Here is a 26,255-nt window from a genome sequence, read left to right as displayed (position 1 = left end):
AACTTTACTGATTCATTTGAAATGCGCATTACAAATAAGTTTACCCAGCTATGGAATTTGGGAAACTCCCTGACATCAGCAAAGTCGATTTTAGTTTGCCCGAGGATGCCTCTGGCACTGCTGAAACGTTGCGAAAGTACAACAAGTCTGAAAAATTCCACTTCTACATTGGCTGCACGGGTTGGTCGATGAAAGAATGGGTGGGGTCTTATTATCCGGTGGGTACCAAGCCGGAAGGTTTTTTGCGGGCCTACGGCAAACAATTCAATACCATTGAGCTGAATACCACCCATTACCGCATCCCCAGCCCGGAGCAAATCCAGAACTGGAAAAAAGATACGCCAGCTGATTTTCGTTTTTGCCCCAAAATCCCTCAAATCCTGAGCCACAGTCGGGATTTGGGCCTCAGCAATCCCCTTTTCCTCAATTTTTGTGAAGTCACAGCTCAGTTGGAGGAAAAACTGGGGGCCTGCTTTTTACAGCTCCCACCCCATTTTGGCCTGCAACAAGCGGGAATCCTGGAGCGCTTTGTAGAACGTTGGCCCAAAGAACTCCCCTTAAATGTGGAAATGCGCCACGAATCCTGGTTTGAAGACCCTGCTGATGAACGGGAAAAAGCTTTCGGTATGCTGGCCAAAGCGGGTATCGGCACCGTGCTCACCGATGTAGCCGGACGGCGCGATGTGTTGCACATGCACCTGACTTCGGCAGTGGCCATGATCCGCTTTGTGGGCAATGCCCTGCATCCGAGCGATTACAGCCGCATTCAGGACTGGATTCCTCGTTTGCGCGGCTGGCACGAGGCGGGTCTGCAGGAGGTATATTTTTTCACCCATGAACCTGATAACCTGTTGGCGCCCGAACTGGCGGCCTATTTACATCAATCCCTGATGCCCTTTCCTGAAATTGTGGCCCGTGGGCCAGAAAAAATCACCACCGATGCCGCTGGTCAAATGAGCCTATTCTGATGAAAGCACTGGAACTGAATAGCGACTTCAAAATTGCCCTCGATCTGATCGAAAAAGAGGGCAAAAACCTGTTCATCACCGGCCGTGCCGGGACCGGTAAGTCTACCCTGCTGCAGTTGTACCGCAATACTACCCGCAAAAAAGTGGTGGTTCTGGCCCCCACCGGAGTTGCGGCCCTCAATGTACGGGGGCAAACCATTCATTCCTTTTTTGGCTTTCCTCCCCGTTTGATCTCCCCGCGTGAAATCAGCAAACGTAAGGATCGGCGGCTTTACCGCAATATGGATGTCTTGGTCATTGATGAAATTTCGATGGTCCGTGCCGATATGTTGGACAACATTGACTTTTTTCTGCGCCTTAATCGGGACAGTCCCTTGCCTTTTGGCGGGGTGCAAGTTGTCTTTTTTGGCGACATGTTCCAGTTGCCTCCGGTGGTGTCTACCGACTTTGAACTGGAGGTTTTTAGCAGCACTTACGAGTCCCCTTTTTTCTTTTCTGCCCAAATCTTTCGGCAAGGTTTTGAATTGGAAATGTTGGAATTGCGCAAGGTATACCGCCAGGACAACCGGCATTTTTTGCGCTTGCTCGACGCCATTCGCCTGAATCATGCAGACCAGGACGACCTGGATGAATTGAATGAGCGGTATGAGCCCAACTTTGAATCCGAAGAACTCTACATCACCCTTTGCGCCCGCAATGCTACTGCCGACCGCATCAATCAACGGGAGCTCAGCAAAATTGACGAACCCGAGCGCAAGTACCTGGCTTCGGTAACCGGTGATTTTAACCCCACCCAATACCCCGCAGACGCAGCCTTAACCTTGAAATTGGGTGCTCAGGTGATGTTGTTGAAAAACGATCCCGAGCGCCGTTATGTCAATGGTACCATTGGCAAAATCATGGCTCTGGAGCAGGAATCGCTAAGGATTTTGATTGAAGAAAATAACCTGGAGTGGAAGGAAATTGAAGTAATACCAGTAACCTGGGAGATCATTCGTTACAAAAGTGACCCGGCGAATCCCGATGAAATCCTGTCCGAAGTGATTGGGACTTTCACCCAATTCCCCTTGCGTTTGGCCTGGGCGGTCACCATTCACAAAGCCCAGGGCAAAACCTTCGACAAGGTCATCATTGACCTGGGTACGGGTGCTTTTGAACATGGGCAAACTTATGTGGCGCTGAGTCGTTGTCGCACGCTGGAAGGCATTGTGTTGCGGCAGCGCATCCGGCCACAGGACCTGTTGACGGATCTGCGGATTGTGGAATTTTATCAAATTATGCAGGGAAGATAGTTGAGGCGCTATTAATAGTTCCGATAGCCTCGGATGCCCGAAAAAATCCGTTCAATAAATCGACGTTCTTCCGTGATGATGCGGGCTTTGCCGTACAACTCTTCGTCCGTTTCAACCATTTTTCCCGCCGTGGTAATCATTTTATTGGGAAAAATCACCTCAACCGCCACTTCCGATTTTTCACCATCATCTCGGGGAGATAAGGCTTTCCAAGCTACTATCCCCTCCAAAACCCCAAATTCCTGAAAGTCCAGGCTCTCCAAACGTACAATTACTTTTTGATTGACTTTAATCCGGCCTGACCGATTGAAAGGAATAAACATTTTGCCAATTATCTCTTTGTTCTTGTTGGGGATAACCACCATCAATTGTTCATCTTTGTACACAAAGCTGTTCTCGGCTACATTTCGGCCCACAATTTGAACCAGACCACTGCGCGGAGATTCAATGAGATGGCGCTGTTTCCAGGTGTTCACGCCCTCCCGCAAGTGGTTAAAGGACTCTCTCAGCACATCTGACGCAAAATTGGTTTCATTGTCGGCCCCACTTTCGAGGCTGCGCACCTTGATCCGTAAAGCAGTAAGTTCAGATTCCCGATCGCGAATTTCGGTTTCAGTACGAATCAATTCCTTGTTGAATTCCATGATTCGACTCTGTACCCGATTGACATCATCCTGAGAGGCTTGATTGACGGAAACAAGGTGTTCCTTGTTTTTGCGTTCTTGCTCGGCCATGGCTATCTGCTCCTGAATCTGCCGACGCATTTCTTTTTGGTAGTCGAGACTGCGATCCAGGCGGCTGATTCTGCTTTGAGAAGAGCGCAAATCAGAGCTGGAAAGATCTTTGTACATCTCAGAGTTGTACTTGAGTTGTACATCTTGGAAATCAAACAAATCAGCTTGCAGTTCTCCCAGCACCAGGTTGGTTGGGACTTTAAACCTCAAGAGTTCCTCATCCCGCATACTGGACAAAGCAGTGATGTAATCCTCAAGCGTCAGTACATGGTGAAAATTAGCGGTACTCCGAAAGGCAATCAGCACCTGGCCAGAATCCACACGAGTATTGTTTTTGACCACCACTTCATCAATCCGATTGGCATTGGGTGCAGTAATGCGTATGGGCGGATCTTTGGAAACCAAACGAATATCAGCCTCCACCACATCTGGATATTTTACCAAAAAAGACAACCACATCAACGCAACAAACAAGGCCAAGGCCGTTAAGCTTCCCCAACGCACCATCCAGGAGGGAGGTGTCCCCAGTATTTCCTGGACCTCTTCACTGCGGATTTCAATGTCTTCTAATTCTTTCATCATACATTACGAACCAAGTTCCAACTGATTTTTCACCAATTGATAATACGCCCCCCGCAAGTAGGTCAACTCGGCGTGGGTACCTTGCTCTACGATTTCCCCATCTTCGATCACGATGATGTTGTCGGCATTCATGACGGTACTGAGGCGATGCGCCACGATAATCAGGGTTTTGCGCCGGAAATATTCATCCAGGTTTTCCATGATCACCATTTCGTTGAATACATCCAGGGCGGTGGTGGCTTCATCAAAGAACAGGTATTCCGGATTTTTGTACACGGCACGGGCAATGTACAAACGTTGTTTTTGCCCCTGGCTCAAGCCAAGGCCTTCGGAGCCAATTTTGGTATTGTAGCCCATCGGCAAGGCTTCGATAAAGCTTTGGATGTTGGCTACTTTTACTGCCCGAAGCAGTTTTTCCTTGTCAATGATTTCGTCGCCCAAAGCTACATTGCGGGCAATGGTGTCGTTAAAAATATAACCTTCCTGCATCACCACTCCACATTTTTCCCGCCAGATGCGGTTGCTGAGGTTGCGCATCAACACATCCCCCACCCGAATTGCACCTTCGCTGGGTTCGTAAAAATTGAGGAGGAGTTTGAGCAAGGTTGTTTTGCCACTGCCACTACGGCCCACAATCGCAGTGGTTTTTCCTTTGGGGATCCGAAAATCCAGGCCCTTGAGTACCATCGGAGAATTAGGGCCTTCGTAATGAAAACTCAGGTTGTCGATCACAATGTCGCCGGTTTCAGGCAAAATGGTCATTTTTTCCTGGGGGTTTTCTTCGTCCTCCTTCAGGTGAATTTCATTGATGCGCTCCATGCTGATGGAGGCTTCCTGCCAGGCTTGTAAAAAATCGACCAAACGATTGATTTGACTATTGAGTTGTCCGATGATGTACTGTGCAGCGACAAGCATCCCCAAGCTCATTTGTGCATTGACTACTGCTTGAGCGATCAGGTAGATGATCAGGAGGTTTTTACCTTCATTGATGGCTACTGCCCCAGCCCGTTGCAATTGTTCGACCCGCAGCTCGCTCATATTGGTGCGGAACAAACGGGCTTGTCCACGCTCCCAGGCCCAACGTTTTTGTTTTTCCGCATTGTACAACTTGATTTCCTGCATGCCGTTGACCATCTCCATCAGGTTGACCTGGTTTTCGGAGGATTGCGCAAAATGGCGGTAGTCCAGGTCACGCCGTTTTTGCATGAACCAGTTTACCCACAGGAAATTCACAGCAGTACCAATCAGGAAAACCAGAAACACCTGAACATTCCAGGAAGCCAGGATGATGCCGAAAGCCAAGAGGTTGAAAAAGGAAAAGGCCGAAAGTAAGGTAGTCGAGCTCAAAAAGCGTTGTACCCGCTCGTGGTCGGAGATGCGTTGCAACAAGTCGCCCATGACCCTACTGTCAAAAAAACGGATCGGCAGTCGCGTCAACTTGATCAGGTAATCAGAAATCAAACTGATGTTGACCCTCACCCCGACGTGCAACAGAATAAAAGTACGGATGTATTCTATCAAAACTTGGGTCAAAAACAGGACACCTTGCGCAACCAAAACGAGGGTGATAAAATTGAGGTTTCGGTTGCCAATACCCACGTCCACTACCCCACGGATGAGGAAGGGAAAAATGAGTTGCAACAACATGCCCAAAAACAAACCTACACAAAGCTGGATGACCAGGTTGGAATAATTGCGAAAATATTTGGCAATGTAGCCAATGCCACCCTTGTTTTGTTTTTCACCATCGCGGGAATAAAACTCGGGGGTGGTTTGTAACAAGAGGACTACTCCATGCGGTTCTTCTTCTTCGGATTCGACGATCCAGTGCCGCATGAACTCGTCTTTGTCCAATTGATAACGCCCTTTGGCGGGGTCGGCAATCCAAACGCGGTTTTTATAAATGCGGTATACAACGACAAAATGCTCGTTTTCCCAGTGCACCACACAAGGCATAGGGATCACTGACGCCAACTGCTCGAAGGTGGTTTCTACGGCCAGGGTTTGCATGCCGATGGCTTCTGCCGCATCGCTAATGCCTAGCAGGGTTACGCCCTGGCGGCCTACGTGACTGAGTTCACGCAGGTATTCCAGTGAGTAAAATCGACCATAATGACGGGCAATCATCCTTAGACAAGTTGCGCCACAGTCCATTTTGTCGAGCTGTTGATAAATAGGAAAGCCGTCGTAAATCATGGTTCTCTCTCTGAGTTCTGGGTAGTTTTATTGTTGGTGTATTCTCAGTGATTACTGTTTAGACGTAAGCTCTTTTACGTTGTTACAAATTTTAATGGGCAATATAAGTTTTTTGTGCAAAAAAGTGTAACTATTTTATTTAGTTGCTCAGTTTTGCAACGAATTCCTGGTATAAAAATCGTTTTTCGCTGTTCAATCGTAACAAATAGGTGCCCGATGGAAGCTCTTTTATACCAATCCGCTCATTCACCTGCAATTGTTGCCCCAATTTCCGCCACCAGACGACCCTTCCCATCAAATCCAGCAACTCCAGTTCCAGCGGCAGTGCTTCTTTGAGTTTCAATTCGAATTGCAGAACGTCTTGCGCCGGATTGGGGAATACTCGGGCCGCTTCAACCAGGGTAAAATCCACGATACTGGTGGAAGTGACCAACACCGACTCCCCACTCTGGCAGTTTTTACTGTCCGTAATCGTCAGGAAATAAGTGCCTTTGGGGATATTGCTCAAGTTATCAGTGGTAGCATTATTGCCCCATTGGTATCGATAGGGTGGCGTGCCGCCGCTGGGTTTGGCCAGAATGGAACCATTTGACAAGTCTCCTTTAGGCTGAACCACCGTAAAGTTGGCTCGAATGGGATCAGGCTGCGGAACGGAATAAGTAAAAAACAAGGAACAATTGTCCGCATCACTCACCAAAAGGGAGTATTGCCCGGCGCGCAAGTTGCTGATTTTGCGTACATCCAGGCTCAACACCTGCCCCTGGGCGTTTTGCCAGGTCCAGCGATAAGGAGCCAGGCCACCGCTCAGGCTAATGGTCAATGCACCCGAAGCCCCGCCATTGCACTGCACCGGCGTGATGGTGTCGGCTACTGCAATTCCTTTGTCGGGTTCTGAGACGATAAAAGGCCCAAAAGTGGCTTTACAACTGTCTGAATCGCTCACCAGCAAGGTATATGTACCCGCTTTGAGGTTGTTGATGCTGCTGTTGCCGAGGCGATTGTTCCAGGTGTATTTGTAGGGGGCACGGCCACCCTGGATGTCTACCGTAATGACTCCACTCGCTTCACCCCGGCATTTGGGGCTGGTAATGTCTAATTTGACTACCTTTAATGGAGCATTGCCCTGAATGCTGGCTGGCGGCAGGGAATCCCGGCATAGCCGCGCATCCTGCACGATAGCGTAATACGAGCCACCACCCACCTGGGTCAAATCTTCGGTATTGGCAATCGGGAGTTTGGTATTAAAGTCGTACCAGGTATAAGTGTAAGGTACATTACCACCCGAACTGGAAACGTACACTCCGCCCCCAATCAAGTTGTCACACAAGCTATTGCGAATGCTGTCCCGACGAATCCGCAAACGGGCGGGTTCATTAATGGATTGCACAGTGGACGTAACCTGACAACCTTTGGCATCAACCACCAACACCTGATAATCGTTGTCTGCTGGCAGGTTGCCCACTTTAACCGTCGTTTGGGAGGTACTGATGGAATTCACCACGTTGTTGAACACGAACAAATAAGGAGCAGTGCCGCCGGTGATGCTGGCACTCACTTCTCCGTCTTTTTTCCCAAAACAACTGATATCCGTGGCCACAAAAGCAGTGAGTTGGATGGGGTCGCCTGCGTTGCGCAATTTGATGGTGGAAGGTTCCACAGTACAGCCATTGCCATCTGTCACGGTTACGCTGTAATCGTCGGCGGGTTGGTTGACAATGGCACTAGTGCGTGCTCCAGTGCTCCATAAATAACTATAGGGCAAGGCCCCTCCACTCGCCGAAACACTCAATACATTAGAGCGATCGCCCTGGCATACACTGCCGATCTGCACTTTGGTTTCCGCGTTCAGCTTATTGGGCTGGGTAAGATTAAAATCGAGGTTGAGCGGACAGCCATTGTTGTCCAGCACAAAAAGACGGTAATTGCCCGCAGGGAGGCGGTATGCGCTAGGCCCGGTAGAAGTACTGCCAATCCAGGAATATTTGTAAGGTTGGTTGCCTCCACTGATGGCCAATTCGATAAAACCCGTAGAGTCGCCATTGCAATTGATTTGCCCCAGGGCCAACACTTCGTGGGTCAGCTTGGGCGGCGTGCTGAGCAGGATGGAATCTTTTTTCAAAATACAGCCCAGTCGATCGGTAATGGTTACGGAAAACAGACCTGGTGGTAAATCACGTCGCTCATCCAGGGTAGAACCATCGTTCCAGCGGAAGCTGATGCCTGGATTTTCGACCCGCAGCATTTGAACATTGATGAAACCGTCCCGGGAGCCAAAACAAAGGGGTGGCACGGCGGTGATGTTGGCCACCAGGGGCTGTTTTTCCGGCTGCAAAACAAAGCTGGTGTCAATAATGCAACCCTCTGCGTCACGGATGCGCACTTTGTGTGAACCTACCCCAAGGTTGAGCACTGCATTGCTGGTATCTCCTCTTTCCCACGTGTAACGAAATGGCGCCACGCCTTGAGGAACAACGCTTACGGCCCCATTGGTCAGCCCCAAACAGGTGGGTGCATTGATAGTGGCCGTCAAGGCAATTTTTGAACTGGCATTCAAGGCTATTTTGAGGGTATCTGCGGTACAGCCTTTGACATCGCGCACCAACACTTTGTATTGCCCAACGCCCAGGCTGAGCAAGTTCGCGGTGCTTTGCCCAGTGCTCCAGGTGTAGCGGTAGGGAGCGATTCCCCCGCTAACCAAGGTATTAATTCTTCCGGTGGTATCGCCAAAACACCTGGGCGCAGTAAGACTACTCGTACTTACTTGTAAAGCCGCCGGACTAGCAACCGGGATTATCAGGGTACTCGTACAATTGTTGGCATCCGTGATGGTCACGGCATAATTACCCGCCGCCAGATTGCGGATGACGGGCACAGTAGTACCATTTCCCCAGTTATAGCGATAGGGTGCACTACCTCCCCGGCCACTTACCCGAATCATGCCATCGCGCAAACCTGAACAGGTGACCGCCAAATTTGAATCGACGCCCACTGTCAATAAAGTGGGCGAACTCAGATTAAAGTTACGGGTGTACAAGCAACCCGCTCCATCCGTGATGCTCACTGCATGATTGCCTCTGCCTATTCGTTCCAGGTCTTCCTTGATCGAGTTGTTGCTCCAACGGTACTGGAAATTGCCTGCTCCGCCAAACACACTCAAATCAATGCGGCCATCCAGACTGGTAAAACAAAGCGGCTGGATGAAACTGGCCAATACCCGCACCGAATCCGGCTCGGTCAGCAGCAGATTGTCTACCACTGTACTACAAGTGCCGCTGGTGATGGTAACGGCGTAGGTTCCGCCGGGCACCTTGCTCAATATGGCCGTGGTGTCGCCATTGCTCCATTTGTAGCGGGGGTTGCCGCGCACGTCCAGGTTGATCTGGCCGTCTTTGGCACCGTAGCAGGTTACAGGTTGGATGTCGATGTTGCGCACTTCAATCCCGGGTCCATTGATGAGGGCATTGCGCAAAATAAAGCGGCAGCCCCGGCTCGAATTGTCGGTGATGGTCACCCGGTAAGAGCCTTGCTGAAGCCCAGTGATTTTAAAAGCACCCGCCGCAACATTGCTGGAATCGCCCTGAATACCCGCACCACTCCAGGTGTAACTAAATGGGGCCAGGCCATTGAGCGGCGTGATGGTAATGCTGCCGTTGTTGCCGTTGCACACACTCACATCGGTAGTGCTGCGGCGGATCGAGTCGATGCTATTGGTGGTGGTCACTACTACGTTTCCGGTATTGCTACAGGATTTGGCGTCGGTGATGGTCAGTTGGTAGCGGGATTTTTGCCCTTTTTCGAGGCCAGCGCTGATGCGAATGGCGGTAGTTTCTTCACCCGTGCTCCACAAATAACGGATGGCCCCCGTTCCACCGCTAATGCTGGCACCCAATAGCTGGGTCGATTCCACACACAAGTTGAAGGAGTCGGAGGGGCTAAAGGCGATGTTGGGGATAGGGTTGATTTTTAAGGTAAAGTCGCCTGTTTTTTTACAACCCAGCGGGCTGGTCATTTCAAAAAAATACTTGGTGCTCGCACCCGGGCTGACCAGGGGATTGTCGATGAGGGTGCTGGGGCTGGCGGGTAAGGCGCGGTAAAAAGCCAGACTGGCCTGGGTGAAATGGTCGTCCTGGAGTTTTACTTTATTCAGGTCAAAAATTTGCTGTGCGCAAATCTCGGGTTGTTCGGTCACCACTGGATTGGGCAGTGGATTCACCACCACAAGGACTTCCGCCCGGGTATTGGAAAAACATCGCAGTCGATTGTCGACGGCTTCGGCGTAATAGCGGTAAGTGATCGGTGTAAGGCCATTGTTGGCGGGGATTTGGGGCAAAAAAACCTGCCCGGAACTTACGGCAGTGCCCCTAGTAGCTTGGGTGTACCAAAAAATGAGATCGCCTTGTACTGGAGTGGCGTTCAGCGTGGGTACTTCGCCAGAACAGATGGTGTCGCCCTTTGCATTGGGCGGCAAGAGGATGGTGTCGTCGCCTGCGCCGTTGCAGTTGTTGTCGATGTTGTCGCAGGGGACTTCGGGGCGCCCGGGGTTGATGTTGGCATTTGAGTCATTACAATCCGTGTTGTTGGTCACATATCCCGTGGGCGGGGTGGCGGCGCAACTGTAAATGAACAGCGCCGCATTGCCAAAACCATCCCGATCAGCATCCGCGTAAAAGGGTTGTTCCGGCCAGCCCTGATAAGTAGAACCGTGCAAGGCAATGTGGTCCAAACCGATGTCGCCCAAAGAGCCATTTCCCTTGATGCCCACAAAACGGAATTGCATCAGGGTTCCATTCGCATATTGGCGCAAGCTCAGGGATTCCTTGATCCATTGGTTGCCCTGACTGCCCTGGCGGGTCCACAAGCTTTGCCAGCTCAAACCGCCATCTACCGATACTTCCAAACGCAGCGTCCCGGTTGAACTGCCGAACATGTGGTAATAAAAGGACAGGTGGCAGGTGTCAGAATTTTTTTTGTCCAATAAAAAACAGCCCGATTGTAATACTGCCTGGCTGCCGTTGGCGCATTGGAAACCAGTGGTTTCGATGTAGGCATAGTTGCCGTTTCCACTCATATCGGCGTCGGGACCGGTATCCGGGGTGGGTGTTGGGTCTTTGAAGATGAGCCAGTTGAAACTGCTGCCGGGAAGGTTGCGCCATACCCCAGTTTGCACACAAACTGCATTACAAATGGGGTCACAGATGGGCTGGTTGTTGAAGGTTTCCAGCGTAGTAGGCTTGGGTGGCAAACAACCCGTTCGGACGCTGATGGGGCAAGAGTTTTCGGAATAAGCGCCTCCATTGCAGGTTCGGCGTACGTAAATATCGTAAGGGGTATCGGGCAAAAGGCCTTGCAAGGTGTAGGGCGGGCAGGAGATGAAGGACAAGACCCGACCTTGGGCGCCCGCCTGTGCGCCAGTACCCGGAACAAACCCTGGTGGGCCGTATTCGATGACCGAAGCGCCCGTACTACAGCCATCGGTGGGTGACCAATTGAGCAATACGGTGGTGGTATCTTGTGAAACGATGTGAACGGATTGGGCGGGCAAACAGCTCAAAGGGGCAAAAATGAGTTCTACGAACTCCAAACGCCCAGTATCTTGTTCGGAATCATCACAAATCAACAATTGCCATTCGCCGTTTGCGCTGGTTTTGTTGTCGTTAAAATTGAGGAAGGATTCTTGTGGCAAATAAGGCCGGTCAATGAAGGGTGCCGTGCCCTGGTCAATCGGGGTGCAGGCACTGGTGGTAAAACGCACAAAACCCTGGCAATTGGCGCTGTCGGGCACACCATAATTGTCGTCCCCGCCCCCATTGTTCATGGTCAAAATAACCCGGGTGCCATTGGGCGAAATCAGGCGAACGGTCACGTCGGCAGCCCACTGGTGTTGGATGCGCAAACGTACTTCCTTGAGGTAAACATCCTTTCCCAAAATTGTCCCCGGTGCATTGTTGACCCGAATGTTGAACAGGTTGGCCAGGAAGAAACCCTGGTTATCGGGGCAGGTGTAATCCCGGATCGCCCAGGCGGTATCGCAGCGGGAGGGGTTCGTTAAAGTTGGTGTGCCAGTCTGGCCATAACCCCAGGTAATGCTGCATAAATACAGGGCTGCCAGTAGCAGCAATGGATATGTTGGTGTTGCCTGGTTTGGGTTCATGTTGTGCATAATCGTGTTTTGGGAAAAATCTGGGGCTAAAAGTACGGATTTTGGGGGAAGGGGCAAGGGGAAAAATTTGGAGAGGGGGTGGCGGAAGGGGGGGGTAAGGATTGGGGTATTAAACACGAGGGCTACACTAACATAACGTCTGTCACGACTTGATTCGGTGATACACTAGGTCCACCTGGGTGAGGTTCAGCTAAGGCGAATTGAGAATAAACGCTAATTACAATATCTGCCTCGATATTTTTCAAAAAGCTTGGAAGCTTTTCTATCGATAAATTTGTCATCAACTTTATCAAGTAAGTCTAGTGAATTACAGCCGCAAGAAAAAGTACTATTTTCTATAGACAAATTAATGTTTTTCGCAACAACATCTACAATAGAAGAATGATTACCCATCTCAAAAAGGTTAACTGCCTTCACATTAAGGTTATAACACAATTGTTCTTTAGATTCCTCCAGCCCTGATTTGTAAAAGAAAACAATTGCCTCATCGAGATAAAAAATGCTTTTCAAATACTGTTTAGTTTTTAAAAAGATTCCAGCTATATTTGACTTAGTTATTCCAAGATTAAAGCAAAGTAAAGAATATTCCTCCTGATACTTTTTAAGGTCATTCTTATCATTTTGACAAATTTCCTCGATGGAATTGATTAGAATTGATAGTGTTTTTTCAAGTTTATCATAATCTTTTATTTTTGAGAGTATTTGAATAAATGGACTAAACTGCAGAATAATTCCACCATTTATCATATCACCCTTGGTGTAAAGAGGTAGTTTTCTGAATTCGTCAATCGCTAAAAAATAATAAAAAATCGCTGAGTCTAACTGTGATAACTGGCGATAACAGTGCCCAAGAATTCCTGCAGCGTTAAATAATACATAAGAATCAATGTTTTGGCCAGCAGTTTTCATATTGATTATTTTCGATAAATACTTAATTGAAGATTCAAACGAACCTTCCTGATATTTTTGAAAACCTAGCGCTTGAAGGATATTAATATCAAGTTCGAGGAGGTCGTCGTCAAAGATATTTCTATCTAAAACATTTGGAAGTTCTGGAATTGAACGAGCTTTAGATACATACAACAAAGCTTCAGTTGGCATCTCCTCTTGAATATAATGAAGTGATAGCGCATAATATATCTCCCTGATTTCTTCAAAAAATATTATTGAATCTTGATATAGATTTTCTGCGCGTTTTATAGATGCATTAATTACAGAATCAATAGTAATTGCTCCCCTACTTGTGGGGTCAATTTTTTTCGGCCAAACTGTACTTTTGTCATAAGCGCAAAAGTTTAGAATTGAACTGTTAAAATCATTCCCATTATAAAATTTGTACCCTTTAAGGTTTGAGAATGCAAAGTTCGAATTATTAAAAGTACATGAATCAAAAGAGTTACCTTTATAACTGTGTCTCATAATTGAATTATCAAAGGTGCTTTTCTTAAATGTACTTTCACTAAAAACCGATGTTCTTTGCTCTTTCCGCGCTAGAATCGATATATAGGGTTTTAAATAATATGTTGATTCGTAATCATGTAAAGCCCTCTGAGTATTCCCAATATAATAGTAAGCATCTCCCCGATAAAGATAAGCGACAGCAAAGTTTTTATCTAATTCTATGGCTTTAGTGAATTCATTAATAGCAGATTGAAAATCACGTTTCCGAAGATGCAATCTGCCTGATTTATAAAAATCTGAAGCCTTATTGGAAATAGATTTAATTTGATTAAAAATAACTTGTGCTTCTTCAATTCTGTTTAAGCGCAGTAAACAATATACTTTCATGGTTTCAATTTCTCGAATAAGTTCTCCATTCGTATTTATCATTTCGTAATACTTCAAAGCTCCTTTAAAATCAGATTCGTCATATTTCGATCTTGCTATTGACCAAAATATGACAAAATCGGTCTTTTTCTGTAAATAACCATTTTTAATATCGAAGGCATTCATAAACTTTTCGCTCTCTTCGCCAGAACCGGGAATGGTTGGGCTTAAATCATCAATAATTGCAAATTTTAAACACGCGGATGATGTATCATCGCATGATTCAACATAGTCTCCCCAAATAATTATATCTGCATTATTCGCTTTGCCGATTTTTCTAGCATCACTAAAGCTAGATGGTTTTTCGTATTTATCAAAAAATTTTGCTTCAATATTTAAATTGTCACTTTCTTTAAAAGAAGAAAATCTATTAACTATTGTTCTTTCCAAACATATATCTCGCTTTAAACAATCATCTAAGTTTTCGAATGGAAGTATCATAATATTGAAAGAATTTCCACTTTTAAAGCCACTGTTATTCTCATCTTTCCTGCCAAAAATCGCATCCATAGATGATTTAAGTATTTGTCGGTTTTCCGAATTAAATTTAAAGTTGTCTTCTTTTAGCGTAATTTCATCAACCTTGACCTCACCTGATTCAATATTTACAAACTCAATATTTACTTTATATTCTTTAATTATTTCTGAAGCATTGGTGGTAATAGGCCGAACAGAGCCAAAAATTACGAACCTTGCTTTTTCATATACTCTTTTTGGATTTCCATTAGTCAATTCTTCTTCATTTTGCCTGTGATATTCAAGCTTGGCTATTGATCTCCTCATCAGGAGTTTATATCCTGAAGGTAAGTTATTCGAAATTGCCGTTTCATATATTCTCGTTAAATCTTGAGTAATTTGATCCTTTGAACCATCATTATAAGTAAAATCATCTACATATATATTGTTGACTTGTCCGGTTAAAACCAGAGAAATAAATATTTGAATAGCAAAAAAGACGATGAAAACAAATTTATTTTTCATAATTCAATATTTTAAATTCATTGCTGCATGAATTTTTGATAAAAATAGGCTAATTCACTTAAATTTTCTTTTATGGGTCAAAATAAGCCTATGACAAAAGTAACAAAAGAAGGATAGGAAAGCAATAAGCAAAGCAAAAAAATCAGATCAAAAACTTTTAAATACAATCTGAGCGTGGTCAACCTAAGGAATGATAACTGAAATATCTCGAATGAAACTGGAAAGCGGCATTCCTAACAATGAAGTGGTGTCTAAACCTTAGATGTTGCTTTCATAGTCAACACATATTTTAATTATAAGGGCAGGCTATTATTTCTTTCTTTACTCTATCCGAATAGAATGTCATCAAACATGTATCGGTTTTTGAAATTAATTTTAGTTCATGAATCATATTATCGACTTTCAAAGAAATTCTTTTTGAAAGCCAGGTGTTTTTAATAATATTTGCAGGAGTGCCATCGATAAAAATCTCTGAGTTACTGTATTCCGAATTTACTAAGATCGTTAGTTCCATATATTTTGAAGTTCCCTGAAGCATCCTTTCATTCCTAAGTGATTCTCTACTATTATCGATTTCATTCAGGTCATTGTTTTCAGAATCTAAAGTGCTAGAATTTTCGTAAGATTTTGAGAAATAGTTTGGCTCATCTTTTTCTATTTCTTTCAATAAAAATTTTTCCAAACTCTGTTCATTATTTTTATTAGGCTTTATTAGAATCTTAAAGCTTTGTGTTTCATAGTTTGCATGAATAACTTGAAATTCTAAGTATTTTTCATCTATATCTTCAATTTCAAACTCAAAAGCCCCATTTGAGTCTGTATTAGAAAAAACACCAATCAAATCTATAACTTCTACTCGCGCATTTTTTAATGGTACATTATCATCAGCATCGTACACCTTTCCAAAAATCGACAGTTTGTTAGCATTAGATATATGAAAAAAATAATTATACGACAATCCTACTATTCCAATAATTAGGCTAACAACAATCAAAGGAAGTATGATAGGACCACATCCTAATGTACTCGTTGGTGCCGCAGTTGGTTTTGGTGCTTTTTCCTCTAAAGTTATTGAGATATTTACTGTTAATTTGAGGATATTACTCCTCAAGTTATTGATTGAAAGTTGATGATCTTCTCGGCTGGAAAGACCCATTATATCCATTTTTTGAATTTCATGAAATCTTGCATTTAACAATATAATTTCATTTCGATATTTAGTTAGCCCAGAATTATGTGCAATTATATCTTCTAAATATTTAATTGCTCCAAGAATTTCATCTTTTCCAATTAATTCTTCAACATGTTTCAGCCTTTTGTTCATACCTATTTTTTAATTACATTAATAATTGCGAAAACAACAAAACCAATCATGGTTAGAATTAATAATATATTTTCTAACCCAAGCTTTATCAACTAGCTGCACAGTCACTATGCTGGTTCATGGTCCCACCCTAGTCCAAATCTTAAACTTTAACTCCTAAAATAAAACCCTAGTAAATTGTTTTTCGCTGGAACAGGTCTTACCGACAACAACTGTGTAACCTAAGTTGGTACAGCGTTTTCGACTCGTACCATATAGCCATTTCAAATCGCGTGCGCCACCAACTCCTTTCTTAACTCAATATCCTTTTGAATATCTTCAATCCGCTGAGAAAGCAACTCCAGCAAATCCCACTTATTCAACGCATACAACTCCGCGATACTGAATACCAAGCGAATCGCATATTCTCGGTAATCAACAAGCGTGTCATTGAGCGTGACTTGATACTCGAAGTTTTTTGATAAAGAAAGTGAAACCGGAGGTGTCATTATACAAACATGCTGGTCTCGACTTTGCTCTAGCCAGCCTTTAGACTTCAAAAAAGCAACGATGGTTGAATGCTGTGGTATTTGGTTGACTTTCATAGCATTTTTATTGACTGAACAATTTAAACGCACGTTGGGCTACTGCTTCTTTAGTTTTCCTGGTCAGACTCATCTGCTTGGGGGCCAATGCCCAATTCATCAATCCAGCATTTCCAAGAGTTCTTCCAAAGATTCATCTCACTTCAATTCCTCGGTTTGGCTAAAAAAGGTTTCTTTTGTAGGAGGAGTATAGTGTTGGTGGGCAATCATTTCGTCCAAACTTAGCGACTTTTCAACTGGTTTAACGGCTTCTAAAAAGCGTAGATCTTCCATATGGTGGCAGTGTTTTCATTTATAGTCAATGCTTGAAATTTCACCATCAGGCAATCTCCCCTCCCTCACGAACTGTGCTAAATGCTCATCGGTATCTCGCCATGCACCAAACAAACCCTTCCAGGACTCACCTTTTTCTGGAATGCTTTCTACATATTCCTTCCTGAGGCTATTGGTCAATTGCATGATCAGGCGCAATTTCAAATCAGGACCAAGGTGGTTTAGCATGGCCATGTAATCCAAAATAATTCGATCTTCAGTGCTCATCATCTTGGAATTTTCGATTCAAATCGCAGCACGTATTTTAACCAAGCGGAAAATATGCTCCAACATAAAATAGTGTTCCAACTCCGATGCTTCTTCAGCGCTGAGCATTTGCTCCTTTTTTTTCCATACCAGGTCATCAAAACGATGTTGTGTCGCTTCTGAAGGCCGATAAGCCAAGATTTGCACAGGAGCAGATTGTGCTAAAAAAGTGGCCACCTCATCATATATCTTGATGTTCTCCATGTTTGTGGATGCATTTTTAGATTCAACTTTTCAAAGTTAGGTCATTTTTTTGATTGATTCAATGTCTTTAAAAGGATTGTTGGAAAAGAACGGAGAGTAGTAAGCATGAAGATTGAAGGAAGTTATCAAAACCACAAAGGCCCCAAGAGAAAATTCTCTCTGAGCCTTTGTGACTTTATAGCGCAGTAGTTCAACCTCCCCCCTAGTCCAAGTCTTAACATCCACACTAAAAAAGTGCGCCCGGTTCAACCCTACACAAACCTCTCCCGATAAGCCTCAATCGTACGTACCGCCTCAGCCTCAGTTTGCCCTTCTGCTTGCAGATAAGCACGCAAGATTTCGATCAGCCTTTCGGGACTGACATCTACCAGTAGGGCTATTTTCTCAAGGGAAAACTCCTGGAGTGCCCAGAGTTTGTGAACGAACACTTGTTTCTCCAGTTCGATGCCCTGTTCAATGCCCTTTTCGATACCTTTCTCGATGCCTTCTTCGATACCCTTCAAAAAAAGGCCGTCAGTTTCGATGTCATAGTGAATCGTCATGGCTTCCACTTCGGTTTTTACGATGAGTTCCATTTTTCTTAAACGTGATAAAATTAGCAATTGTTTTTGAAACTTTTTGATTCGATTGGACTTGCGTAGGATTCATTTCAGGTTGTACAGTATATCCCTTACCACTTTTGCGGGGTCATCATCACCAAAGTCACAAAGAATGGCCAGTACGACTTCTTCCGGGATTTCCGAATGAAGGAACTGCTCTTTAGGAATCTGCTTTAGCACAATCACCTCATATTGCAAATCAAGCCCACTAAGGGTCAATTGATTTTGATGGATGTGATTCGGATTGGCTAAAGTACCGCCATAGATCACTATTTGTCGCAATGGCAAGCCCGTGATGTGGTGAAAAAGCGCATAATGCAGTAGGTTTCGCTTCCGCAAATCTTCGTCCGTAATGTGAAATTCAATTTGCAGTCCATAATCCTGTTCTGGGTCGTCGTGTACCACTCGGCGTATATGGTCCATTTCTGCTTCTTGAGTGACCTGCATTTTCGCATCAATAGGCGCAAGTTTTGGCGGCTTGAGTCCCAATAGTTTATTCAACAAAGGCAACAAGAGGGATTCGATGTTTTCTTTGAATATCCGGTCGTAGTTATTGGCCATGGAAACAAATTAGACTACAATATAAAGTTTGTTGTTTTTATTATAAAATATTTTTTGTGTTTTTATTTTAAAAAATGCAGGCTAGTCCAAGTCTTCCTCTTTTTTCCATCCATCCTGCCCAAACTGGATTTTGGAGGCATTAGCAAGGAGAAAAGCTGTCTTAGCGCTTGCGAAAAAGAAGGATAGAAGATAATTGTATTCTGTCGGGTATTAACAAAACACTAAAAAAACGCAAAACCTTAAAATAAATCTAGTGTTGTTTGATAACGTGCTTTTCCGGCTAGTGCATCACTGCTGTCCAATAAATGTACAGCCAAAGCCATTGGATTCAACATTTAAAATCCATCGTGAAATGATAAAATTGAGTATCCTATTTTGTGCGGTACTATTCATAGCTAGCCCTACTACTTTTGTGTCTGCCCAAAAAAATCTGGTCTTGCAGAGTGCCAACGTAGTGTACAAAATCAAGAATGCCGGGGTCAATACCAACGGAAGTTTCAAAAAAGTAGCTGCGGAGGTACTCTTTGATGCCAATAACCTCGAAAAAAGTAAAATTTCTGCCACCGTACAAGTCAATTCTCTGGATTCCGGTATTGGCCTTCGCGATAAGCATCTGAAAGGTGAAAATTATTTTGATGCCGAAAAATACCCGGTGATTTCCTTAGTCGCCACCAAAATCACCAAAACGGATAGTGGCTATTTGGGAACTTTCAACCTCAGCATCAAGGCCATTACTCAATCCATACAGTTGCCTTTCACCGTGACGCCCAATGGCAATGCACTAGATTTCCAAACCACAGAATTCAGTATTAATCGCCTGACTTATGGTGTTGGTAAATCTAGCATCACGCTCAGCAACACGGTAAACATCTCCATTAAAGCCACTTTTTCAATGTAATGCAATGATTGACCTAAATACCCTCAAACTGCTTAGAATCCCCTTTTCAATTCTCCTGATGCCCGTCTTTTTGTTGGCCCTCAGCCAGATTGACACAACATATTCCTGGATGGATGTATGCATTCCCTTTTTCATCATCCATCTCCTCGTCTATCCAGCTAGCAATGGCTACAATAGCTACATTGATCGGGATGAAGGCAGCATTGGCGGACTGGAAAAACCACCAATGCCCACTAAAAAGCTGTTTTACGTTACCTTGATATTGGATGTCATGGCAATTTTACTCGCGGTTTTTTTGGTCAATATAGCTTTTTCATTGTGTTTACTCCTTTACATTCTGGCATCTCGCGCATACAGTGCTCGGCAAATCCGCTTAAAAAAATACCCCATTTTGGGATTTCTGGTTGTAACCTTTTTCCAGGGTGGTTTTACGTTTTTCATGTCCTACCTGGGTGTTACCAAAGTAATGATGGATCTAAATGCTACTACCATTTTGGTTTTGGCAGCTTGCTCACTACAAATCGCTGGTGTATATCCGCTAACGCAGATTTATCAGCACCAGCAAGATTTGGATGATGGCGTAGTGACCATCAGTTACAAATTGGGGTATCGGGGCACTTTTGTATTTTCGGCAGTAATGTTTGCTGCCTGCAACCTTTGTTACTACTTGTATTTCAACAAAATGAATCAGGTGGGTGACTTTTTTATTCTTCAAGCCTTTTTTGCCCCGATTGCGGTTTTTTTCACTTATTGGCTAATCCAGGTTTTCAAAAGCACCACTCAAGCCAATTTCCGGAATACCATGTTGATGAACATCATTGCCGCAATTTCCATGAATGCGTGCTTTGCTGTTTTATTGCTAAAAAATTAAACGAATGAGTTACCTCCAAAATATTGCTACTGCCGTTCCTGAATATGGATACAAACAAGAAGTACTGACTTCATTTTATACCAATTCTACTGATGATGTAGCCGTAAAACGAAAAATGAAAATCCTCGATTCCAAATCGGGGACCTCCACCCGCTACTCCGTGCTGGAGGATTATGGATTGTCTCCCGAACAATTTACTTTTTTCCCAAAAAACAAACAACTACTCCCCTCGCCTACACTTTCCCAGCGCATGGCCATTTTCAAAAAGGAAGCGCTCCCCCTTTCCATTAAAGCCATCCGGAATTTACCCGATTTTGAGGAGCAGAAAGACAGCATCACCCACCTCATCACCGTTACCTGCACGGGATTGTCGGCACCGGGTTTGGATATTGAATTGTTACAAGTGCTATCCTTGCCTCCAAATACCCACCGCAGCAGCGTCAATTTTTTGGGCTGTAATGCTGCCATCATTGCCCTCAAACAAGCTGATGGCATTTGCCGCAGTTCGCCTAATGCAAAGGTATTGGTGGTGTGCACAGAGCTGTGTACCCTGCATTTTCAAACCATTTACAACCAGGATTATCTGCTCTGCAACGTCCTCTTTGGCGATGGTAGTGCTGCTGTTTTGCTCAGTAGTCAGCCCCAAAACGAACCTTCCAGTAAAAATTTAGCCATTACGGGTTTTGATTCCTTTTGCATTCCTGACAGCCGCAATGAAATGGCGTGGCAGCTTTCCGAAACCGGTTTTATTATGAACCTAAGCTCCTATGTAGGCGATTTGATCAAAAACAACATGAAAAAAATGCTCGACGGAGCAGGAATCACCCCAGAATCGATCAACCATTGGGCGGTTCATCCTGGTGGCAAAAAAATTGTTGAAAATTTCGGTAAAGCCTTGGGGCTCAGCCCGACTGATCTGGCGGCTTCCTACCAAATACTCAGGGATTATGGAAACATGTCGTCACCAACTGTCCTTTTTGTACTTAAAAATGTTCTGGATCAATTGGAGCACTCAGCTGAAGAACAAACCATTTTTGCCGCTGCATTTGGTCCTGGATTGACCGTAGAAACCATGCGATTGTGCTATGCTTGAAAATCGAAGTTTGCAAAAAGAATTATTGGACGAAGCCGGGATTCCCGCCGCCGACTTGTTTCAGAACCTGCGGGAACTGGATCGAATCAATACGCTATTGGGAGGGTACAACATTACTTTCTCTGCACTAAAAAAAGTGGTGCAGCCCCATCAAAAATACACCCTTATTGACATTGGGTGCGGTGGCGGCGATACCTTGAAACACATCCAAAAAAGGCGGCTGCGCAAAAACATGGATTTCCGGCTCTTCGGAATCGATTTGAAACCCGAATGCATTGAATACGCCACTCGCCAACAAAGGACTCAGGACATTCAATTCATTTGCGATGACTACCGCAATATGTTTCTGCATATACCCGAGGTTGACATCATTCACGCTTGTCTTTTCTGCCATCACCTGGATGAAAACCAGTTGATTGAACTCATTCACTTTGCCCTCGATCGAAAAATCGTTCTTTTGATCAACGATTTGGAACGAAATACCTTTGCCTACTTTGCCATCAAAATACTCACCGCCCTTTTTTCTAAATCCTATTTGGTAAAAAACGACGCCCCCCTTTCGGTTGCCCGCGGTTTTACCAAAAAAGAATGGATCACTTTGCTCAAAAAAGCTGGCGCAACCCATTTTTCCGTAATCAATAAATGGGCTTTTCGCCACGAAGTCATCGTCTATGGAAACAAATAATACCCCTAAAATATACCCTTGCGCCATTATTGGTGGGGGCTTGGGTGGGTTGTGCCTGGCCATCCAACTCGCTCAACGAGGTATGGAAGTCGTTTTGTTTGAAAAAAACAGTTACCCGCAGCATCGGGTCTGCGGAGAGTACATCTCCATGGAAAGTTGGGATTTTTTGACTAAACTAGGAGTTCCACTAGCTGATCTCCAACTTCCGATCATCAAACAATTGGGCATATCTGCCGAAAGTGGATTTATGCTGCAAAGCTCCCTTGCCTTGGGCGGCTTTGGGATCAGCCGGTACAGTTTGGATCAGTATTTGTGCCAGTTGGCGCGCAGTAAGGGCGTTACAGTTTTAGAAAATTGTAAGGTAAACGATGTAAAGGCCGCCGATGATCAGGTATCGGTTATCCACACCAGTCAAGGCCATTATTTTGCACAATTGATTTGTGGAAGTTTTGGGAAATATGCCCCGAACTTCGCCAAACCCAGCCATCCCATTTCCAAAAATTCACCCAACTACATTGGCGTCAAGTACCACATCCAGACGGATTTGGCGGCAGATCGCATCGAATTGCACAACTTTCAGGACGGTTATTGTGGGATTTCGAAAGTAGATAAGGATCAATATTGTTTGTGTTACCTTTCCAAAGCCAGCAACCTACAACAAGCGGGCAATGACCTAAAAACCATGGAAGAAAAGGTGCTGTATAAAAACCCATGGCTGAAGAAATATTTTACCCAATCCACTTTTTTGTATGATTCGCCCCTGGTAATCAGCAACATCTATTTTCATCCCAAAGCTGCTTACCTCAACGGCATGTTTATGCTGGGCGATGCCGCTGGAGCAATCACTCCTCTTTGTGGCAATGGTATGAGTATGGCCATGCGGGCTTCCAAAATATTGGCGGGTTTGATTTTGCTTTATCACCGCGGTGAAATTGATAAAACGGCATTGGCCAAGCGCTATATCGCTGCCTGGAAAGCCAATTTCAACAACCGAATTTGGGCAGGGCAATACCTCCAGCTTTTGTTTGGCAAAAAACAAAGCACTCAATTGGCCCTAAAAACATTGAATCGCCTGCCAGCACTCACCCAGCGGTTGATTGGGTTAACGCATGGGCTGCCGTTTTAGGCTTGGCGGTGGGGTGTCTGGGGTCTTCAGGGATGACTTTTCCAGGTTTTAAACCACAAAGGCCCCAAGAGAATATCCCTCAGAGCCTTTGTAACTTTATAGCGCAGCAGTCCAACCTACCCCGCCACCACAATATTGATCATCCGTTTCGGAACAACAATCACTTTTTTCACTTCCTTACCTTCGGTCCATTTTTGCACCGCTTCCAGCTCCAGAATGGCTTTTTCCAAAACCTGTGGAGGGGTATCCGCCGCAAAAGCAGCCGTGGTGCGCAATTTGCCGTTGATTTGCACGGGGTATTCGATGGTATCTTCCACCAAATAAGCCTCGTTCAAAACCGGGAAATTGGCGTGGTGTACCGAGCCAGATTTGCCCAGGCCCTGCCACAATTCCTCCGCCAAATGCGGCGCAAAGGGGGCGATCAACTGCACCATTTCTTCCAAAATCGCTACCTTGTTGCAGCCTGCTTTTTGCAGGTCGTTGGTAGCAATCATGAAGGTACTCACGCAGGTGTTGAAGGAATAGCGCTCCACATCATCGGTGATCCGTTTGATGGCCGTGTGCAGGATTTTCCATTCCTCGCGAGTAGGTTCGGCATCTGAAACTGACCAGTTGCCTTGTTTGTCAAAAAACAACCCCCAGAATTTGCGCAAGAAGTTATACACCCCGTTGATGCCTTTGGTGTCCCAGGGTTTGGCTTGTTCGATTGGCCCCAGGAACATCTCGTACATGCGGAAACAGTCGGCGCCGTATTGCTCAACAACGTCATCGGGGTTGATCACGTTGTACAAGGATTTCGACATTTTGCCGACCTCCGATTGAGTGATCAACTGGAAAGCGCCCGTCTTGCCTGCTTTCGGCGTTACCACTCCATTTTGGAAAATGGCGTCGGTGCCCTCAAAAATAGCATCGGCGTAATCGGGACGCCAGGCGATGAACTGTTTCACCCCAGTCTCATCCAGGTGTGAGGAAGGTAAGCCATAATCCGTCACGTAATCTACCAATACCGGCAATTTGGTGAATTTGTGGCCCTTGGCCTCTTCTTCAGCCAACAAAGAAGCACAAATGAAGCGGTTCACCCCATTCACCTTATCCTTCTGCATGTACAGGTTTTCTACTACGCCCTGGATCATGCCCTGGTTGATCAACTTTTTGAAGGGTTCAACCGTAGGCACCAAACCTTTGTCGTACAAAAACTTGTGCCACATCCGGGAGTACATCAAGTGGCCAACCGCGTGTTCGGTGCCGCCAATGTACAAGTCCACCTCCCGCCAATAGTTCACCGCATCCTGGCTGGCGAACTCCTGATCGTTCTGCGGGTCCATGTAGCGCAAGAAATACCAGGACGAGCCCGCAGAACCGGGCATGGTGTCGGTTTCACGCGTCATGCCATTCGGCAAATTCACCCAATCCGTTGCCCGCGCCAAAGGTGCCTGGCCGCCGGAACTGGGTTTAAAATCATCCATATCGGGCAATTCCAAAGGCAAATCCGCGGGAGCCATTGCCTCAGCAATCCCATCGGCATCGTAAGTCACGGGGAAAGGCTCACCCCAGTAGCGTTGGCGGCTAAACAAGGCATCGCGCAATTTGTAGTTGACCTGGCGTTTGCCCAGGCCCATGCTCTCGATGCGGTTCAACATCTCATCAATGGCAGCTGGCACTTCCATGCCATTCAAAAAGCCGGAATTGATGATGATGCCCTCTTTATCGTGGCGGGTGGAGCCGGGGTAATTGGACTTGTCGACTACATCGATGATTTTTAAGCCAAACTTGCGGGCAAAAGCATCGTCGCGGTCATCATCACTGGGTACGGCCATGATGGCGCCGGTACCGTAATCTTTCAACACGTATTCGCCAATCCAGATTGGAATTTGTTCTTCGGTAAATGGATTGATGGCGTAAGAGCCCAAAAAGGCCCCGGTTACTTCCTTCACATCGGCCATACGTTCGCGTTCGGAGCGGGCTTTGACGTAGCTCAGGTAAGCGTCTACTTTTTCTTGTTGATCAGGGGTAGTCAATTCCGGCACCAAATCGTGCTCGGGGGCCAACACCATATAAGTCGCGCCAAAAATGGTATCCGGGCGCGTGGTGAAAATTTCAATTTTTTGCTCCGAACCCGCAATGGGGAAGAACATTTGTGCACCTACCGAACGGCCAATCCAATTGCCCTGCATGCGCTTCATGGCATCTGACCAATCGATGTTGTCCAAATCGTACAACAAACGGTCGGCATAGGCGGTAATGCGCAAGGACCACTGCATCATGGCCCGGCGTTCTACGGGGTGACCGCCGCGTTCAGATACACCGTCTTTCACCTCGTCGTTGGCCAATACAGTGCCCAAGGCTTCGCACCAGTTGACGTAGGATGCTTTTTTATAGGCCAGGCGGTAGTTCATCAACACATCTGACTGCTCCTTTTTGCTCATGCCCTGCCATTCGGCAGCGCTGAAGCTTTTGTCCTGAGAGTTGGCGGCGTTGACCTGGGTATTGCCTTCTTTTTCAAAACGCGCCACCAGGGTTTCGATGGGCATCGCCTTGTTTTGGTCTTTATCGTAGTAGTGTTTGAACAACTCCGCAAAAATCCACTGCGTCCACTTGTAGTAAGAGGGCTCACAGGTGCGTACTTCGCGATCCCAATCGAAGCTGAAACCCAAATTGTCTAACTGCTCGCGGTAACGGGCGATGTTGGCGGCAGTGGATTTGGCGGGGTGTACTCCGGTGGTGATGGCGTATTGCTCCGCTGGCAAACCAAAGGCATCGTATCCCATGGGGTGCAATACGTTGAACCCTTTCAGCCGCTTGTACCGCGCATAGATGTCTGAAGCGATGTAGCCGAGGGGGTGCCCCACATGCAATCCGGCTCCCGATGGGTAAGGGAACATGTCCAAAACGTAAAACTTCGGGCGATCGCTCTGGTGGCTTACTTTGTAGACCTTGTGCTCATCCCAGTAGGCTTTCCACTTTTTTTCGATTTCGCGTGGTTTGTATTCC

At 45.7% G+C, this 26,255-nt stretch carries 19 protein-coding genes; 7 read left to right on the top strand and 12 right to left on the bottom strand.

Translation table 11 applies throughout. The annotated features are described in order from the left end of the window. Positions 1-50 precede the first annotated feature (50 nt). Together SFV55_RS17175 and SFV55_RS17170 are read left to right on the top strand one after the other, a co-directional pair. The gene (locus SFV55_RS17175; RefSeq protein ID WP_320030761.1) at positions 51-968 is read left to right on the top strand and encodes a DUF72 domain-containing protein; all 918 of its coding nucleotides are present in this window, start codon (positions 51-53) and stop codon (positions 966-968) included. After that, a complete protein-coding gene (locus SFV55_RS17170; RefSeq protein ID WP_320030760.1) occupies positions 968-2,260 on the top strand; it encodes a PIF1 family DEAD/DEAH box helicase in 1,293 nt (430 codons plus the stop codon). The genes SFV55_RS17175 and SFV55_RS17170 overlap by 1 nt, the downstream gene beginning before the upstream one ends. Before the next feature lie 11 nt (positions 2,261-2,271). On the opposite strand, the gene SFV55_RS17165 is transcribed toward SFV55_RS17170, so the two are convergent. The 11 genes from SFV55_RS17165 to SFV55_RS17115 form a co-directional block, all read right to left on the bottom strand. Beyond that, complete coding sequence (locus SFV55_RS17165; RefSeq protein WP_320030759.1) at positions 2,272-3,576, bottom strand: HlyD family efflux transporter periplasmic adaptor subunit; 1,305 nt, start codon at positions 3,574-3,576, stop codon at positions 2,272-2,274. A gap of 3 nt (positions 3,577-3,579) precedes the next feature. After that, entirely contained in the window at positions 3,580-5,772 is a 2,193-nt protein-coding gene (locus SFV55_RS17160) for a peptidase domain-containing ABC transporter (protein WP_320030758.1), read from the bottom strand. 139 nt (positions 5,773-5,911) lie between these two features. Next, the gene (locus tag SFV55_RS17155) at positions 5,912-11,932 is read right to left on the bottom strand and encodes a T9SS type A sorting domain-containing protein (protein ID WP_320030757.1); all 6,021 of its coding nucleotides are present in this window, start codon (positions 11,930-11,932) and stop codon (positions 5,912-5,914) included. Between the two features lie 213 nt (positions 11,933-12,145). Next, positions 12,146-14,740, bottom strand: a complete 2,595-nt coding sequence (locus SFV55_RS17150; protein WP_320030756.1) for a tetratricopeptide repeat protein — start codon at positions 14,738-14,740, stop codon at positions 12,146-12,148. A 289-nt stretch (positions 14,741-15,029) separates the two neighbouring features. After that, positions 15,030-16,064 carry a hypothetical protein gene (locus SFV55_RS17145; protein ID WP_320030755.1) on the bottom strand — a complete coding sequence of 345 codons (1,035 nt, stop codon included), beginning with the start codon at positions 16,062-16,064 and terminating at the stop codon, positions 15,030-15,032. A gap of 263 nt (positions 16,065-16,327) precedes the next feature. Then, on the bottom strand, positions 16,328-16,648 hold the full coding sequence (locus SFV55_RS17140) for a hypothetical protein (RefSeq protein ID WP_320030754.1): 321 nt from the start codon (positions 16,646-16,648) through the stop codon (positions 16,328-16,330). Positions 16,649-16,786: 138 nt separating this feature from the next. Further along, positions 16,787-16,921: a hypothetical protein gene (locus SFV55_RS17135; RefSeq protein WP_320030753.1), complete on the bottom strand. Its 135-nt coding sequence runs from the start codon at positions 16,919-16,921 to the stop codon at positions 16,787-16,789. A 15-nt stretch (positions 16,922-16,936) separates the two neighbouring features. Next, positions 16,937-17,188: a hypothetical protein gene (locus SFV55_RS17130; RefSeq protein WP_320030752.1), complete on the bottom strand. Its 252-nt coding sequence runs from the start codon at positions 17,186-17,188 to the stop codon at positions 16,937-16,939. A gap of 18 nt (positions 17,189-17,206) precedes the next feature. After that, positions 17,207-17,431, bottom strand: coding sequence for a hypothetical protein (locus SFV55_RS17125; protein WP_320030751.1), 225 nt, complete (start codon positions 17,429-17,431; stop codon positions 17,207-17,209). A 251-nt stretch (positions 17,432-17,682) separates the two neighbouring features. Next, on the bottom strand, positions 17,683-18,006 hold the full coding sequence (locus SFV55_RS17120; protein WP_320030750.1) for a hypothetical protein: 324 nt from the start codon (positions 18,004-18,006) through the stop codon (positions 17,683-17,685). A gap of 69 nt (positions 18,007-18,075) precedes the next feature. Beyond that, the gene (locus tag SFV55_RS17115) at positions 18,076-18,591 is read right to left on the bottom strand and encodes a hypothetical protein (RefSeq protein ID WP_320030749.1); all 516 of its coding nucleotides are present in this window, start codon (positions 18,589-18,591) and stop codon (positions 18,076-18,078) included. Between the two features lie 352 nt (positions 18,592-18,943). Between SFV55_RS17115 and SFV55_RS17110 the strand changes: the two genes are divergently transcribed. Genes SFV55_RS17110 through SFV55_RS17090 form a run of 5 tightly spaced genes read left to right on the top strand, consistent with a single transcriptional unit; the run spans position 18,944 to position 23,264 of the window. Then, positions 18,944-19,489 carry a YceI family protein gene (locus tag SFV55_RS17110; protein WP_320030748.1) on the top strand — a complete coding sequence of 182 codons (546 nt, stop codon included), beginning with the start codon at positions 18,944-18,946 and terminating at the stop codon, positions 19,487-19,489. 4 nt (positions 19,490-19,493) lie between these two features. Further along, positions 19,494-20,360, top strand: a complete 867-nt coding sequence (locus tag SFV55_RS17105; protein WP_320030747.1) for a UbiA family prenyltransferase — start codon at positions 19,494-19,496, stop codon at positions 20,358-20,360. A 4-nt stretch (positions 20,361-20,364) separates the two neighbouring features. Then, complete coding sequence (locus SFV55_RS17100; RefSeq protein WP_320030746.1) at positions 20,365-21,453, top strand: type III polyketide synthase; 1,089 nt, start codon at positions 20,365-20,367, stop codon at positions 21,451-21,453. Next, on the top strand, positions 21,446-22,138 hold the full coding sequence (locus SFV55_RS17095; protein WP_320030745.1) for a methyltransferase domain-containing protein: 693 nt from the start codon (positions 21,446-21,448) through the stop codon (positions 22,136-22,138). The genes SFV55_RS17100 and SFV55_RS17095 overlap by 8 nt, the downstream gene beginning before the upstream one ends. After that, positions 22,125-23,264 (top strand): NAD(P)/FAD-dependent oxidoreductase, encoded by a 1,140-nt coding sequence (locus SFV55_RS17090; RefSeq protein ID WP_320030744.1) that lies wholly within the window; start codon positions 22,125-22,127, stop codon positions 23,262-23,264. Before SFV55_RS17095 ends, SFV55_RS17090 begins: the two co-directional genes overlap by 14 nt. A 116-nt stretch (positions 23,265-23,380) precedes the next feature. Here SFV55_RS17090 and SFV55_RS17085 read toward each other — a convergent pair. Beyond that, positions 23,381-26,255: leucine--tRNA ligase (locus tag SFV55_RS17085; RefSeq protein ID WP_413776717.1), on the bottom strand; the 2,875-nt coding region annotated here is incomplete at its 5' end.

It is taken from the genome of Haliscomenobacter sp. (assembly GCF_033763495.1).
GTDB lineage: Bacteria > Bacteroidota > Bacteroidia > Chitinophagales > Saprospiraceae > Haliscomenobacter.
This window is presented reverse-complemented; position numbering and strand designations above follow the sequence as displayed.